The sequence below is a fragment of the Halomonas sp. LMYGS-3 genome (assembly GCF_059509875.1).
Genome location: NZ_JCAKFQ010000008.1, coordinates 63,469 through 77,098, shown reverse-complemented (window position 1 = coordinate 77,098; position 13,630 = coordinate 63,469). Strand labels below are relative to the sequence as shown.

General features: G+C 66.2%; 14 protein-coding genes. 7 read left to right on the top strand and 7 right to left on the bottom strand.

Annotation, left to right across the window (positions count from 1 at the left end):
* The first annotated feature begins 17 nt into the window (after positions 1 to 17).
* From AC5W54_RS09715 to AC5W54_RS09690, 6 genes are all read left to right on the top strand, one after another.
* A complete protein-coding gene (locus AC5W54_RS09715; protein WP_495961880.1) occupies positions 18 to 797 on the top strand; it encodes an alpha/beta fold hydrolase in 780 nt (259 codons plus the stop codon).
* Positions 798 to 993: 196 nt separating this feature from the next.
* Positions 994 to 1,842, top strand: a complete 849-nt coding sequence (locus AC5W54_RS09710) for a MurR/RpiR family transcriptional regulator (RefSeq protein WP_495961879.1) — start codon at positions 994 to 996, stop codon at positions 1,840 to 1,842.
* A gap of 270 nt (positions 1,843 to 2,112) precedes the next feature.
* Positions 2,113 to 3,150: a TRAP transporter substrate-binding protein gene (locus AC5W54_RS09705; RefSeq protein ID WP_495961878.1), complete on the top strand. Its 1,038-nt coding sequence runs from the start codon at positions 2,113 to 2,115 to the stop codon at positions 3,148 to 3,150.
* A 15-nt stretch (positions 3,151 to 3,165) separates the two neighbouring features.
* Positions 3,166 to 3,762 (top strand): TRAP transporter small permease subunit, encoded by a 597-nt coding sequence (locus AC5W54_RS09700; RefSeq protein ID WP_495961877.1) that lies wholly within the window; start codon positions 3,166 to 3,168, stop codon positions 3,760 to 3,762.
* Positions 3,759 to 5,063, top strand: coding sequence for a TRAP transporter large permease (locus AC5W54_RS09695; RefSeq protein ID WP_495961876.1), 1,305 nt, complete (start codon positions 3,759 to 3,761; stop codon positions 5,061 to 5,063). The genes AC5W54_RS09700 and AC5W54_RS09695 overlap by 4 nt, the downstream gene beginning before the upstream one ends.
* A 3-nt stretch (positions 5,064 to 5,066) precedes the next feature.
* The gene (locus tag AC5W54_RS09690; protein ID WP_495961875.1) at positions 5,067 to 5,768 is read left to right on the top strand and encodes an aspartate/glutamate racemase family protein; all 702 of its coding nucleotides are present in this window, start codon (positions 5,067 to 5,069) and stop codon (positions 5,766 to 5,768) included.
* A 157-nt stretch (positions 5,769 to 5,925) separates the two neighbouring features.
* Here the strand turns inward: AC5W54_RS09690 and AC5W54_RS09685 are convergent, their stop codons facing one another.
* Complete coding sequence (locus tag AC5W54_RS09685) at positions 5,926 to 6,567, bottom strand: TetR/AcrR family transcriptional regulator (RefSeq protein ID WP_495961874.1); 642 nt, start codon at positions 6,565 to 6,567, stop codon at positions 5,926 to 5,928.
* Between the two features lie 91 nt (positions 6,568 to 6,658).
* Here AC5W54_RS09685 and fabF point away from each other — a divergent pair, with 91 nt between their 5' ends.
* On the top strand, positions 6,659 to 7,924 hold the full coding sequence (fabF, locus tag AC5W54_RS09680) for a beta-ketoacyl-ACP synthase II (RefSeq protein ID WP_495961873.1): 1,266 nt from the start codon (positions 6,659 to 6,661) through the stop codon (positions 7,922 to 7,924).
* A 107-nt stretch (positions 7,925 to 8,031) separates the two neighbouring features.
* On the opposite strand, the gene AC5W54_RS09675 is transcribed toward fabF, so the two are convergent.
* The 6 genes from AC5W54_RS09675 to AC5W54_RS09650 form a co-directional block, all read right to left on the bottom strand.
* Complete coding sequence (locus AC5W54_RS09675) at positions 8,032 to 8,670, bottom strand: glutathione S-transferase family protein (protein WP_495961872.1); 639 nt, start codon at positions 8,668 to 8,670, stop codon at positions 8,032 to 8,034.
* A 325-nt stretch (positions 8,671 to 8,995) separates the two neighbouring features.
* Positions 8,996 to 11,200 (bottom strand): OsmC domain/YcaO domain-containing protein, encoded by a 2,205-nt coding sequence (locus AC5W54_RS09670; RefSeq protein WP_495961871.1) that lies wholly within the window; start codon positions 11,198 to 11,200, stop codon positions 8,996 to 8,998.
* Positions 11,201 to 11,719: 519 nt separating this feature from the next.
* Complete coding sequence (locus tag AC5W54_RS09665; RefSeq protein WP_495961870.1) at positions 11,720 to 11,983, bottom strand: Txe/YoeB family addiction module toxin; 264 nt, start codon at positions 11,981 to 11,983, stop codon at positions 11,720 to 11,722.
* The gene (locus AC5W54_RS09660) at positions 11,980 to 12,222 is read right to left on the bottom strand and encodes a type II toxin-antitoxin system Phd/YefM family antitoxin (RefSeq protein ID WP_495961869.1); all 243 of its coding nucleotides are present in this window, start codon (positions 12,220 to 12,222) and stop codon (positions 11,980 to 11,982) included. The genes AC5W54_RS09665 and AC5W54_RS09660 overlap by 4 nt, the downstream gene beginning before the upstream one ends.
* 235 nt (positions 12,223 to 12,457) lie before the next feature.
* Positions 12,458 to 12,850, bottom strand: a complete 393-nt coding sequence (locus tag AC5W54_RS09655; RefSeq protein ID WP_495961868.1) for a DUF1801 domain-containing protein — start codon at positions 12,848 to 12,850, stop codon at positions 12,458 to 12,460.
* Positions 12,851 to 12,889: 39 nt separating this feature from the next.
* On the bottom strand, positions 12,890 to 13,564 hold the full coding sequence (locus AC5W54_RS09650) for a DUF899 domain-containing protein (protein WP_495961867.1): 675 nt from the start codon (positions 13,562 to 13,564) through the stop codon (positions 12,890 to 12,892).
* Positions 13,565 to 13,630: the final 66 nt, after the last annotated feature.

Sequence of the window (13,630 nt, the reverse complement as noted above, 5' to 3'; positions counted from 1 at the left end):
GCGACAGGAACTGCAATATGCCCTACGCAGCCAATCAGGATCTTCGCATTCACTATCGGGTCATCGGCGACGGGCCGCCGCTGGTGTTGCATCACGGCTTCAGCGACAGCCTCGTCGGCTGGTTCGCCAGCGGCTGGGTGGCCCGGCTGAAGTCACGATTCCGGTTGATCATGCTCGACGCGCGCGGCCACGGACAGAGCGGCAAGCCGAACGACCCGCGCCATTACCTCCTCGAGCAGCGGGTGGCGGACGTGCTTGCCGTCGCGGATGCCGCCGGCGCTCCCCGATTCCATTACCTCGGTTATTCGCTGGGCGGATGGGTCGGATTGGGGCTCGCGACGCAGGCTACCGAGCGCCTGTTATCGGTCTCGCTCGGCGGGATCCACCCTTACGGACAAGACATGGAGCCTTATCGCCGAGGCATCGCGGCTGGCCTCGACGGCTGGGTCGACTTCCTCTACTCCGCCGCTGGGCCTCTGCTGCCGGAGCATGCCCGCCCTCGCTTCCTTGCCAACGATGTGGCCGCGCTCGCTGCGTCGGTGGCGGATGACCGCCTGCCGCTTCCGGATCTGAGCTGGGGGCAACGCGTACCGAGCCTGCTGTTCGCCGGCACCGCCGATCCGCTCTTCGCCCAGGTCGCTCGCCTGGCTACCGAGCTGCCGGCGCGGGAGTTCGTGCCGATTCACGGCGCGAACCACGTGCAAGCGATCCTGTCACCCGACGCACTGGCACTACGGCTAATCCAGTTTCTGACCGCCGTGCAAGACACGGACGCCCCCCCGATATGGCAGCGATGACGAGGAAGACAGCCACCCGTGCTCCCCAGCAGAGTGAGGCGGCCGTGCGCCACCCACTCGTACCCGACACCATCTGGCACGCGCAACAGCCGCTGTGCTTCGGCCCCCTGAGGATCGGCAGTCGGTTGTCCCCCGGTGGTTGCGGCATCGTCCCGGAGCCGACATGATGTCTGAAACTACAGTTTCAGGAGCCGGCATGGCCAGATCCTCGCAGTCAGGCTCTTTTCTCACCCGGGTGCGCAGCGCGCTGCCCGCGCTTCACCCGGCCGAGCGCCGGCTGGGCGAGTTCGTATGTGATTTCCCCGGTGAAATCGCCAGCTACGATGCCCAGGAGCTGGCGAAGTTTGCCGGCGTCTCCAAGGCGACGGTATCGCGCTTCGTGCGCCGGCTCGGCTACGTGAGCTACGAGGCGGCGCGCAAGCATGCCCGAGAGGAGCAGGCCACCGGCTCGCGACTCTTCCTGCAGAGCGCCGCCCTCGAACCGAGCGAGCGCTCCCTGGCGCTCAACCTCGATCAGGGCAAGGACAACCTGGAGCGCACCTTCTCGGCGATCACCCAGGCGCAGGTGGACGAGGTCGCCCAGGCCATTCTCGAGGCGCGCAAGACCTGGGTCATCGGTTTTCGCGCCAGCCACCCCTTCGCCGACTACCTGCGTTGGCAGCTCACCCAGGTGGTGGAGCAGGTGGTCAGCCTGCCCGGCGGCGGCGAAACCCTGGGCGAGCATCTGGTCAGCCTGTGCCAGGAGGACTGCGTGATCGTGGTCGGCCTGCGTCGCCGGGTGGCGATCACCGAGCAGGTGCTCGCCGAGGCCCGCGAGAGCGGCGCCCGGGTGCTCTACATCACCGATGAGGGGCTCGCCCTTGATCCCAGCGTCACCTGGCACTTTCGCTGCTGCACCCTGGCGGCGGGTCCCCTCTTCAACCACACCGCCGTCATGGCGCTCTGCCACCTGCTGACCATGCGTACCATCGAGCTGGCGGGCGACGCCTCTCGCCGCCGCCTGCGCCGCATCGAGACGCTGAACGATAAGTTCGAAGAGCTGTAGAAAGACGGCACCATCCTGGCGCACGGCGCTACCAATCTGCACACTTTCAAGGCACTAAACGGAACAGTCGCACGCCCGACTGGAGCTCGCCACGGGAGTAATTCTCTGTTTTCTATGTGAAACTGAGATTTCATGAAGCAGATGGCATGAAACTTGGATCACCTCAAGGTGACTGCCGCCGAACACGAAAGCGGTGGGCTGATACCGCCACCTGGTGCCTAGCGGGGCCGCACGACCGCCCGAGGTGCCGCCAAAGACAGGATCACGATCATGCTGAAACGTACCGCTCTGGTAACCGCCGTCTCCGCCGCCCTGATGGCCTCCGCCGCTCACGCCAGCTCGCTGTCGATCCAGGTGCTGGGCCAGCCCGCCGGCTCGGGGCTGATCGCCCAGCAGAAGGAGCAACCCTTCTTCAACAACCTGGCCGAGCACACCGGCCTGGACATTAACGTGCAGTATCTGCCGGTGGACGTGGCAGGCGTGCCCGATACCGACGGCCTGCGCGTGCTGCGCTCCGGGCTCTTCGACATCGTCTCGCTGCGCGGCCCCCAGGTGAGCCGCGACGAGCCCTCGATCCTCGGGCTGGACCTGATCGGGCTCAACACCAGCTTCGAGGCCGGGCGCGAGCACGTCGCCGCCTTCTACGACTACGTGGACAACCGCCTGCAGGAGCGCTTCAACGCCAAGCTGCTGGGCACCTGGCCCGCCGGCCCCCAGGTGATCTTCTGCCGCGGCGATATCGACGGCCTGGATGACCTGCGCGGCAAGCGCGTGCGCGTGGGCGACCAGAGCGCCGCCAACTTCGTCGGCCAGCTGGGCGCTACCGGCATCTCGATGCCCTTCGGCGACGTCCAGCAGGCACTCTCCCGCGGCGTGATCGACTGCGCCATCACCGGACCCGCCTCGGCCAACTCCGGCGGCTGGCCGGAGGCCACCACCACGGTGCTGCCCATCGCCCTGCAGCTGGCCATCAACGGCTACGCGATCAACCTGGATACCTGGAACCGCCTGACCGAAGCGCAGCAGAGTCAGCTGGAAGCGGCCATCGCCGAGCTGAGCGACGAGATCTGGGCGTACTCCGAGGAGCTCTACGAAGACGCCATGCGCTGCAACGCGGGCGAGACGCCTTGCGAGTACGGCAACGCCTACTCACTGACCGAAGTGCCGGTGACCGATGAGGACCTGGCCAAGGTGGCCGCCGCGGTGGAAGAGGTTTCCCTGCCGATCTGGGCGCGCCAGTGCAACGCCGCCGCCGCGGACTGCGAAGCCGTGTGGCGCGATACCGTCGGCCAGAAACTGGGCCTCTAAGGCCGGGAGGCGACGATGACGATCTACGCTCGCATTCTCGGCATGCTGTTCGGCGCCATGATGCTGCTGCTGGCCCTGCTGATCACGGTGGAGACCGTGATCCGCAAGGTGTTCTCGATGTCGCTCGGCGGGGTCGATGAGCTGGGTGGCTACGCCATCGCCATCGCCGCCCCGCTGGCCTTCTGCGTGGCCATGTTCGAGCAGTCCCATATCCGTATCAACCTGGTGCACATGCGCCTGCCCCTCAGGGTGCAGGCGGTGCTCAACGCCCTGGCCACCCTCACCCTGGGGCTGCTGGCGGCCTTCCTGCTCTACTTCACCATCCAGACCGTCCAGGACACCCAGCTCTACGGCTCCATTGCCCAGACGCCCCGGGCCACGCCGCTGATCTACCCCCAGACCGTGTGGCTGGTGGCCATAAGCGCCTTCACCCTGGCCGCCGCGGTGCTGACCGTGCAGGCCATGGGGCTGCTGCTGCGGGGCGACTGGAAGGCGCTCAACCGCCGCTTCGGCCCCAGCTCGGCCCAGGACGAGCTGGACGCGGAGCTCGAGGACCTGAAGCAGCGCGAACAGCAGCTTGGCGAACCGCATCGCGAAGGAGGCCAGTCATGAGCATTCCCCTGATCGCCTCGGCGTTCTTCATCATGCTCGGCCTGATGCTGCTGAGCATCCCGGTGGCCGTGGCCATCCTCTTCGTCGGCGTGATCGGCGGCTACCTGATGCACGGCTTCCCCCTGGTGGACATGATGGGCGGCGTGGTCTGGAGCAGCCTCAACAGCCCCTCCATGCTGGCGATCCCGCTGTTCATGCTGCTCGGCGAGCTGCTGCTGCGCGGCGGTATCGCCGACCGCATGTACGCCGCGCTTTCGGTGTGGTTCAACCGCCTGCCGGGCGGGCTGCTCCACACCAACATCGCCACCTGCACGCTCTTCTCGGCCACCTCGGGCTCCTCGGTGGCCACCGCCGCCACCGTGGGCACCATCTCGCTGCCGGCGCTGCAGAAGTACCGCTACCCGGTGCGCCCCGCCCTCGGCTCGCTGGCCGCCGGCGGCACCCTGGGCATCCTGATTCCCCCCAGCATCAACCTGCTGGTCTACGGCCAGCTGGCCAACACCTCGGTCAGCCAGCTCTTCGCCGCCGGGCTGATACCGGGCCTCACCCTGGCTCTGCTCTTCTCCGTCTACCTGTTCTTCGCCCACGGCAAGGCGGGCAGCGCGGCCATGGTGGAGGTCAATCTGCCCCTGCGCGAGAAGCTGGCCATGTCGCGCCACCTGGTGCCGCCCTTCGTCATCTTCGGGGTGGTGATGGGCAGCATCTACGGCGGAATCGCCACACCCACCGAGTCCGCGGCCATCGGGGTGATGATCGCCCTGGCCTTCATCGTGAGCGGCGGCAAGCTGAGCCTCGACCTGCTGATCCACTGCTCGCTGCACGCCGCCAAGACCACCGGCATGGTGATCATCGTGCTGATGTGCGCCCTGCTGCTCAACGTGACCCTCTCCATGCTGGGCGTGACCCAGGCGCTGACCCAGTGGGTGGCCAGCTTCGGCCTGACCCAGGTGGGCCTGCTGCTGGTGCTGCTGCTCTTCTACGTGGTGCTCGGTACCTTCATGGATGCCATGTCGATGCTGGTGCTGACGGTACCGATCACGGTGCCGATGGTGATGGCCGTGGGCGTGGACCCGATCTGGTTCGGCATCTTCATCGTGCTGATGTGCGAGATCGCCCTGATCACCCCGCCGGTGGGCATGAACCTCTTCGTGGTGCAGGGCGTGCGCAAGGATGGCGGCAGCTTCAACGACGTCATCTGGGGCTCGCTGCCCTTCGTGGCGATCATGGCGCTGTTCACGCTGGCCATCATGGTCTGGCCGCAGATCGTGATGTGGCTCCCCGACCTGCTGGCGGGGCGCTGATCCATGACCCATTACCCTGGAGACGCCGCTCGCCCAGCCCCGTGTCGCGTGCTGGCCATCAACCCCAACACCAATCCAACCGTCACCCAGCGCGTCCGGGAGGTGCTGCAGGCTCAGGCCCCGCCCGGGGTGCTCATCGAGGCGGTGAGCCCGCCCCATGGCCCCCACGCGGTGGAGAGCGGGCAGGACAAGGCCTGCGCCACGCGCCACGTGCTGGAGCTGATCGAAAGCCACATGGCAGAAGGCTACGCCGGCTACATCCTCGCCTGCTTCGATGATATCGCCGTCGCCGAGGCCCGCGCCCGGACCGGTGCCCCGGTGGTCAGCCTGGCGGAGGCCGGCATTCGCCGCGCGGATGCCACCGGCGGCCCCTTCACGGTGATCACCACCTTCGACGGGGCCGTGGCCACCATCGAGTCGCTCTGCGAGCGCTACGGCGTCAAGGAGCGCTGTCGGGTGGTGGCCACCGGCATCGGCGTCACCGACACGGCCGCGCGCGCACCCTGGGCCGAGGACCAGCTGGCAAGGCTCTGCGAGCAGGCTCGGGCGCAGGGCGCGCGCGCCATCGTGCTGGGCTCCGGCGCCTTCGCCGGGCGCGGCGCGGAGCTGGCCGCGCGCCACGGCCTGGCGGTGATGGACGGCTTCGCCGAGGCGCTGGCCTTCGTGCTGCAACCTGCCGAGTCCCCGAGGGCGCAGGGTCACTAGCCCGGTCACCTGGCGGGCCCCAGTCCCCCATCGGCAGGTGGCGGGGCACGCACACAGCGCCCCCGCCACGAAGAGGCGAGTTGATCTACGCTGTTTGCCAGTCGTCTGGCTCGGGGGCTCCTTCGTTGGGGGACTCAGCGACAGGCAGGAAGACTTGCTACACGCCACCCAGCATGCCGTCCAGCTCGCTGTCGTTGACGCCGAGCATCTGCAGGATGTTGCGCTGCGCGGCGTTCAGGATGTGCTGACGCTCCTGCTCGCCGGGCAGGCTCTTGGCGATGGCCACGGCGCCCACCAGGGAGGCGAGAATGGCGCGAGACTTCTCGGCGATGACCTCGCGGTCGGGCTCGAAGGGCAGTTTCTTCAAGCGGCCCAGCGCGATGAGGCGGTTCTCCAGCATCTTCTTCATGCGCAGGTACGAGGCTTCGAACAGCGTGCGGACCTCGGCATTCTCGTTGCCGATCTCGTTGAACAGCACCGTCTCCGGTCCCGGCTTGTGCTTGCGCTCCAGCTCCTGAAGGTTCCAGCAGTTGGCGACCAGCTCCGTCAGGTGTTGCACCGAGAGGGGCCCCTTGACCAGCCTGGCCGCGCGGCTGCTCTCCAGGGTTTCTCGCACCGAGGCGTGATAGAGCGCTTCCTTCGAGGCAAAGTGTGCGTAGAAGGCCCCGTGGGTCAGCTTGGCCAGCTTCATGATCTGCCCGATGGAGACCTTCTCGAAGCCTTGGCGGCTGAACAGCTCGATCGCCGACTTGAGGATGCGCTCCCGGGATCTCGCCTTGTGGTTTGCCGAGTAGGGCATGACGACCTCACACTCTCACGCTGAATATTACCTTGATCATATCAAGCTCGGTGCTAGCGTGGCATAACCCCAAGCTGTTCAGGACATTACCATGCAATCACCGCTCGTCATCACCGGCATGGGCATGATCAGCCCCCTTGGTTGCGGCGTCAAGGCTGGCTGGGAGCGCCTGCTTGCCGGCCGCTCCGGCATCACCCCGATTACCCGCTTTGATACCGGCGACCTGCCGATCAAGGTCGCGGGCTCGGTGCCGGACATGGCCGACGACCCCGAGGCCGGCCTCGACCCGGACCGGGTGCTTGATACCAAGGAGCGCCGCAAGCTGGAGCTGTTCAGCCTCTACGCCATGGCCGCCGCCGAAGAGGCACTGACCCAGGCCAACTGGTTCCCCGAAAGCGATGCGGACCGCCTGGCTACCGCCACCATCGTGGGCTCGGGCATCGGCGGCTTCCCCACCATCACCCAGGCCCAGAACACCTTGACGACGCGCGGCCACCGCCGGCTCTCCCCCTTCACCGTACCGGCCTTCCTGGCCAACCTGGCGGCGGGCAATGTGTCGATTCGCCATGGCTTCCAGGGGCCACTGGGGTGCCCGGTGACCGCCTGCGCGGCCGGCCTCCAGGCCATCGGCGATGGCATGCGCCTGATCCGCAGCGGCGAGGCGAACGTGGCCCTGGTGGGCGGCGCCGAAGCCTGTATCGACCCGCTGTCGCTGGCCAGCTTTCATGCCATGAAGGCGCTCTCCACCGAGCAGGACGACCCCGCCAAGGCGTCGCGCCCCTTCGACCAGGCACGCAACGGCTTCGTCATGGGGGAAGGCGCGGGGCTATTGGTGATCGAAAGCCTGGCCCACGCCGAGGCCCGCGGGGCCACGCCCCTGGCCATCCTCGGCGGCTATGGCACCAGCGCCGACGCCCACCACATCACCGCCGGACCGGAAGACGGGGCGGGTGCCGCGGCGGCCATCCGCGCGGCGCTCAAGATGGCGGGGCTGTCTCCCGAGGCGATCGACCACATCAATGCCCACGCCACCTCGACGCCGGTCGGCGACCGTGCCGAGATCGCGGCCCTGCGCAACGCCTTCGGCAACGCCCTCGCCGGTATCCCGATCTCCGCCACCAAGTCGGCCACCGGCCATCTGCTCGGTGCCGCCGGCGGGGTGGAGAGCATCTTCTCCACCCTTTCGGCAATGCACGACCGCCTGCCCCCGACCCTGAACCTGGAACAGGCCGACGAGGACATGCTGGATCTGGACTTCGTGGCGGGAACGGCACGCCAGCAGCCCACCCGGCACGTGCTGTGCAACGGCTTCGGCTTCGGTGGGGTAAATGCAGCGCTGATCGTGAGCAAGGTGTAGAAAGAGGGCTCAGCTATCAATTGACGCCATGAACGACAACACCCCGGGCCAGTGGGCTGGCTCGGGCTATGTATTGTCCACTCTGTTGTCTTCGCTGGAGATGTTGCTCAGTCCTCCGCGGCGAAATGCGCCATCTGGTCGGCGTGCGCCTTCACGAAGGATGGGCGGGCCGTGGCCCGCGCGACATAGCCTCGACAGGCCGGGTAGTCGGCCAGCCCGGCGAACCGGTCGACGAGGCGCAGCACATCCGCCATGGCGATGTCGGCGATGGAGAAGGTCCCGGCCAGCCATTCGCGTTCGATCAGGACCGACTCCAGGCGCTGGAGCCGGGACGCCAGGAACTTCTCCAGCGCCTGCCGGCCCGGCGTGTCCTCGGTATCGCCGGTGAACTGGAACAGCGACCAGGGCAGGCTCGCCATCTCGACGGAATTGAGCGCCGCGAACAACCACTCGATGACCTCGGTGCGGCGTCGCGGGTCGGCAGGCAACAGGGCCGTACTGCGCTCGCCCAGATGCAGGAGGATCGCACCGCTCTCGAAGATCGAGAGGTCGCCATCGGTCAGCCAGGGCACCTGTCCGAAGGGTTGATGCAGGAAATGCCCGGCATCCCGGGAGCGAAACGGCACGCTCTCGACGCGATAGGACAACCCGGCCTCCTCCAGTGCCCAGCGCACCCGCAGGTCACACACATAGCCCCGCGGTGTCTCGGGCACCCAATCGAAGGTGGTGAGGATCAGGTCGGTCATCCGAGACCTCCTCCAGGGAATGCAATAGAGAGCCCGTCACGGCTCTCGAGACCACCGGTGCCGGTCGCGGGCTCTCGGCTCTGCCCCGGGCGGGCGGTGACTCCCTCCAACACCAGGCGGAAACCTGGTACGCATGGCTGACTCATCGTGGCCTCCTGTGAGTGCGATACATGGTCAGTCGTCGAACGGCGTTGGAAGGTCTCGACATGCCGTACTCATTGAAGCCTGGCTGAAGTCGTGGAAAAACGCATGCGAGCCCCAGAACGAAGCGCCCCGAGCCAGTGACTGGCCCGGGGCGCATTCGAGACCGCCCAAGCGTCCAGGTTTACACCGCCATCCCGGCCCGCTTGGCACGGTGGGCGTGCAGCTTCTTGTAACTTTCGACCAGGCGCTGGTGCTTCTCCAGGCCTTCCAGCGCCAGGCTGGTGGGGGTCAGGCCGTGGAAGCGCACCGTGCCCTCCACCGAGCCCACCACCGCCGCCAGGGTCGCCTCGCCGAACATGCGCCCGAGGTTGTAGCGGTAGTCGGAAAGCGCCAGCTCGTCATCCAGCGCGATCTCCAGCACCGCCTTCAGCGCCTGGTAGAAGAGCCCGCGCTCGACGGTGTTGTCGTTGTACTGCAGGAACATCTCGACCCGCTCCAGCGCCTCCTCGTGCTGGCCCAGCGCCAGGTGGATCAAGAGCTTCAGCTCGAGGATGGTCAGCTGCCCCCACACCGTGTTCTCGTCGAACTCGATGCCGATCAGGGTGATGATGTCCATGTGCTCGTCGAGCTGGCTCTCCTCCAGCCGCTCGAGCAGGTCGGCCAGTTGATCGTCGCTCAGGCGGTGGAGGCCCAGGATGTCCTCCCGGTAGTCCAGCGCCATGTTGGTGTTGTCCCAGATCAGGTCCTCCACCGGGTAGACCTCGGAGTAGCCCGGCACCAGGATCCGGCAAACCGGCGCGCCCAGGTCCTCATGGACGGCCACGTAAGCCTCCAGGCCCAGCTCCTCGAGGATGCCGAACAGGGTCGCCGCTTCCTCTTCCGTACTGCTGGAACCGCTGCCGGAGAAGTCCCAGTCGCTGAACTCGACGTCGCTCCTGGCGCTGAAGAAGCGCCACGAGACCAGACCCGAGGAGTCGATGAAGTGCTCGACGAAGTTGTTGGGCTCGGCGACGGCCTGGGAGTTGAAGGTCGGTGGCGGGAAGTCGTTCAGGCCCTCGAAGCTGCGCCCCTGCAGCAGCTCGGTGAGGCTGCGCTCCAGTGCCACGTGGAAGCTCGGGTGCGCGCCGAAGGAGGCGAACACGCCGCCGGTGCGCGGGTTCATCAGGGTCACACACATCACCGGGAACCGGCCGCCCAGGGAGGCATCCTTCACCAGCAGCGGGAAGCCCTGCGCTTCCAGCGCCTGAATGCCCTCGAGAATATCGGGATAGCGCTCCAGTACTTCCATGGGCACATCCGGCAGCGCGATCTCCTGCTCGAGAATCTCCCGCTTCACCGCCCGCTCGAAGATCTCCGAGAGGCACTGCACCTGGGCTTCCTGCAGCGTGTTGCCGGCACTCATGCCGTTGCTGAGGTAGAGGTTCTCGATCAGGTTCGAGGGGAAGTAGACCGTCTCGCCGTCGGACCGGCGCACGAAGGGCAAGGCGACGATGCCGCGTTCGGCCTTGCCGGAGTTGGTATCGATCAGGTGCGAGCCGCGCAGCTCGCCTTCCGGGTCATAGATCTCGCGGCAGTACGCGTCGAGGATGCCCGCCGGCAGCGCGTCATTCGGCCCCGGCTTGAACCACTCCTCGTTCGGGTAGTGAACGAAGGCGCTCGCCGCGATCTCCTCGCCGAAGAACTGGTCGTTGTAGAAGAAGTTACAGCTCAGGCGCTCGATGAACTCGCCCAGCGCGGAGCACAGCGCGCTCTCCTTGGTGGCGCCCTTGCCGTTGGTGAAGCACATGGGTGAGGCGGCATCGCGAATGTGCAGCGACCACACGTGCGGCACGATGTTGCGCCAGGAGGCGATCTCGATCTTCATGCCGAGCTCCGCCAGGATGCCCGACATGTTGGCGATGGTCTGCTCCAGCGGCAGGTCCTTGCCCTCGATCCAGGTGGCGCCCTCGCCATCCGGTTTGCCCATCAGCAGCGCCTGGGCGTCCTCGTCGATGTTCTCCACCACCTCGATCTGGAACTCGGGGCCGGTCTGCACCACCTTCTTGACCGTGCAGCGGTCGATGGAGCGCAGGATGCCCTCGCGGTCCTTGGCGGAGATGTCCTCCGGCAACTCGACCTGGATCTTGAAGATCTGCTTGTAGCGGTTCTCCGGGTCGACGATGTTGTTCTGCGCCAGGCGGATATTCTCGGTGGGGATATCGCGCGCGTTGCAGTAGACCTTGACGAAATAGGCCGCGCACATCGCCGAGGAGGCCAGGAAGTAGTCGAAGGGGCCGGGGGCCGAGCCGTCGCCCTTGTAGCGGATCGGCTGGTCGGAGATGACAGTGAAGTCGTCGAACTTGGCCTCCAGACGGAGGTTGTCGAGATAGTTGACCTTGATTTCCATGGGGCACCGGACGAGTTGGCGTGGGCAGCACGAGGGCGGAAAACCCGCCATTATCCCGGTTTTGGCGCCGCCCGTCTCGGGCGCTTGACAAAAATCTACCGAACGACGGCCCCAGGTACCGCCGTGCCGGCTCCCCCAGCCTGGCGATGCCGGAGATGAGCCCCACCCTGCCCTCGCCCAGCCTGTGCCGGCAAGCTGCGGGCTCGCCGGGCGCTGATCCTGGGCTACCCAGTTGCACGGTGCCCGGCGGTACCCAGGGCCGCCGTGGCGAAAATCTGTAAACCCTGCTCGTCGTCCCCCCGCTCAAAGGCCTGACTGGCTGGACCGATCCCTCTGGCACCAAACGTTATAACCGCCAGCGCCGCTTTGGGAGCCTACCCTGCGCCCTTCAGCCTGCCATCCTCAAAATAGCGTTGCCTTCCGCGCGGCATTTCGTCGTCGGATAACGCGGAGCTTTGCGGCAATTTTGGAGTCGCGAAGCGGCGGAAGAATTGTCCGGCAACAGCGGCTGGTCATGCACTATTCGTAGTGGCTCCAGAGCCTGAGAACTTTCACCACTCGCTCGTCGTCGAGCACTTGGTAGACCAGACGATGCTGAATATTGATGCGGCGTGAATAGGCCCCCGCAAGATCACCAATGAGCTTCTCAAACGGAGGCGGCTTGCGGTATGGGTCTTCCGCAATCAGCGCTAACAGTTCCTGGGCTTTTGGTTTGAGGCCGCTGGAGGCCAACTTATTTGCATCTTTCTGGGCTTGCTTGGTGTAAACCAACTTCCATGTCACCAGTCCAGCTCCTCATCGCATTCATCCATGGGGGTATCCATCCCCTCGCGAATAGACTCCCTCATACCTGGTACGGAGAGCAGATAAAGTGTTTCCTGAATTGCCGACCAGTCTTCTTCGGATACCAAGACCGCTTTGTTCCGCTTACCCATAATAACAATTGGTTGGTGGGACTCAGCAGTTTCATCAATCAACCGATAAAGGTTGCTACGCGCCTCAGTTGCTGTGATTCCGGCCATGACGCACCTCTTGCGTGTTCAACTTCCCACCAATTGTACGCCTTTTGGCACGTACGTCAATCAGTACGCTTTCATAACTGCCTGTTGGACTAAGCCGCCATCAGGCTGGTTCCGTGCGTCTACCTCGCTGACCGTCTTCAGCGGCCTTAATCACCAAGGGAAGCAAGTGTTAATGCGGCTGCAAAGCCGCTCTTGGTCGTAGCCGAACAATGTCAGCAGAGCGGCGATGACGGGATTACCAGGCCTTGACGGCCTGGGTGGGGTCGCCGAGCGTTTCGTTGAGCGCCACACCCTCCCTGACGAGGCGGCGCACGGTGTCCGGCGCGATGGTGGTCTCCTCGCGGAGTTCCAGGGTGGCCATCTCGTACTTGCCGCCGGGCTTGAGGCGCGGCTCGATCTCGCGCAGGCGCTGGCCGCGCCAGAAGCCGAACAGCACGCGGTGCGCCTCGGCGCGGATCAGCAGCACCGGGCCCTCGCCGAAATAGACCAGGTGGCGCCACTTGATCCCCTCCTCCAGCTCGGCGGCCTCGCGCACCAGGGTGCGTAGCGCCTCGACCCGGTCGCGCTGCCAGCCGGTGAGGGCCGCCACATAGGCGTCGGGGTTCGCGGGAGGGGTCGTGGGTACCATGCGGTCAGGCGGCTCGTCCGGCATCATCCTCGAGCTCGGCTAGGTCTCGTACTCATCGTGCATGCGCCACCACTCGTAGGGCGGCGTCTGCGGCCATCCGGCGGGGGAGTCTTCCCAGCTCTCCTGGCGGCCGTAGGGGGTGATATCGAGCAGCCGGAAATGAGTATCGAACAGCTCGCCGCCGCGGGCGGTGGTGAAGTAGGTGCGGTAGACGCGGTCCTCGTCGTCACGGATGAGCACATTGACGGCGAAGCCCTTCCCCGCCCCGAAGGCGTCGGCGAAGCGGCGGCCGTGATCGGTGTACCAGGGCGCGCGCCAGCCCATCCGCGCCTGCAGGGCCTGAATCTCGTGCTGGGGTGCCGGTGAGGTGAACACGAAGGTGACATCCCTGGCATTCAGGTGCGCGAGGTTGTGGCCGATATTGTCCATGACCATCGAGCAGCCCTGGCAGGGCCTCGCGCCGGGCTCGAGCATCGCGCAGTAGACGATCAGCTGCCGGCGACCCTGGAAGAGGCCGAGCAGCGACACCTCGCCCTCGGGCCCGGTGAAGCGGAACGCCTCCGCCACGGGCACCATCGGCAGTCGGCGCCGCTCGGCGGCCAGGGCGTCCAGCGCCCGGGTCAGTTGCTTCTCCTTGGCGAGGAGTGCCTGGCGGGCCTCCTGCCACTCTGCGGGCGATACGACGTTCGGCAGTGCCAGCTTGGTCGCTGTCATGAGCCATCCTCCTCTTGTTCGGTGTCCACTCCATGGTCGAACGGGCGGGGGCGATTTCGACGGCGT

Excerpts from the sequence above, each read along its gene's own strand:
- AC5W54_RS09715 (WP_495961880.1), top strand. The coding sequence starts at position 18 with ATGCCCTACGCAGCCAATCAGGATCTTCGCATTCACTATCGGGTCATC.
- AC5W54_RS09710 (WP_495961879.1), top strand. The coding sequence starts at position 994 with ATGGCCAGATCCTCGCAGTCAGGCTCTTTTCTCACCCGGGTGCGCAGC.
- AC5W54_RS09705 (WP_495961878.1), top strand. The coding sequence starts at position 2,113 with ATGCTGAAACGTACCGCTCTGGTAACCGCCGTCTCCGCCGCCCTGATG.
- AC5W54_RS09700 (WP_495961877.1), top strand. The coding sequence starts at position 3,166 with ATGACGATCTACGCTCGCATTCTCGGCATGCTGTTCGGCGCCATGATG.
- AC5W54_RS09695 (WP_495961876.1), top strand. The coding sequence starts at position 3,759 with ATGAGCATTCCCCTGATCGCCTCGGCGTTCTTCATCATGCTCGGCCTG.
- AC5W54_RS09690 (WP_495961875.1), top strand. The coding sequence starts at position 5,067 with ATGACCCATTACCCTGGAGACGCCGCTCGCCCAGCCCCGTGTCGCGTG.
- AC5W54_RS09685 (WP_495961874.1), bottom strand. The coding sequence starts at position 6,567 with ATGCCCTACTCGGCAAACCACAAGGCGAGATCCCGGGAGCGCATCCTC.
- fabF (WP_495961873.1), top strand. The coding sequence starts at position 6,659 with ATGCAATCACCGCTCGTCATCACCGGCATGGGCATGATCAGCCCCCTT.
- AC5W54_RS09675 (WP_495961872.1), bottom strand. The coding sequence starts at position 8,670 with ATGACCGACCTGATCCTCACCACCTTCGATTGGGTGCCCGAGACACCG.
- AC5W54_RS09670 (WP_495961871.1), bottom strand. The coding sequence starts at position 11,200 with ATGGAAATCAAGGTCAACTATCTCGACAACCTCCGTCTGGAGGCCAAG.
- AC5W54_RS09660 (WP_495961869.1), bottom strand. The coding sequence starts at position 12,222 with ATGGCCGGAATCACAGCAACTGAGGCGCGTAGCAACCTTTATCGGTTG.
- AC5W54_RS09655 (WP_495961868.1), bottom strand. The coding sequence starts at position 12,850 with ATGGTACCCACGACCCCTCCCGCGAACCCCGACGCCTATGTGGCGGCC.
- AC5W54_RS09650 (WP_495961867.1), bottom strand. The coding sequence starts at position 13,564 with ATGACAGCGACCAAGCTGGCACTGCCGAACGTCGTATCGCCCGCAGAG.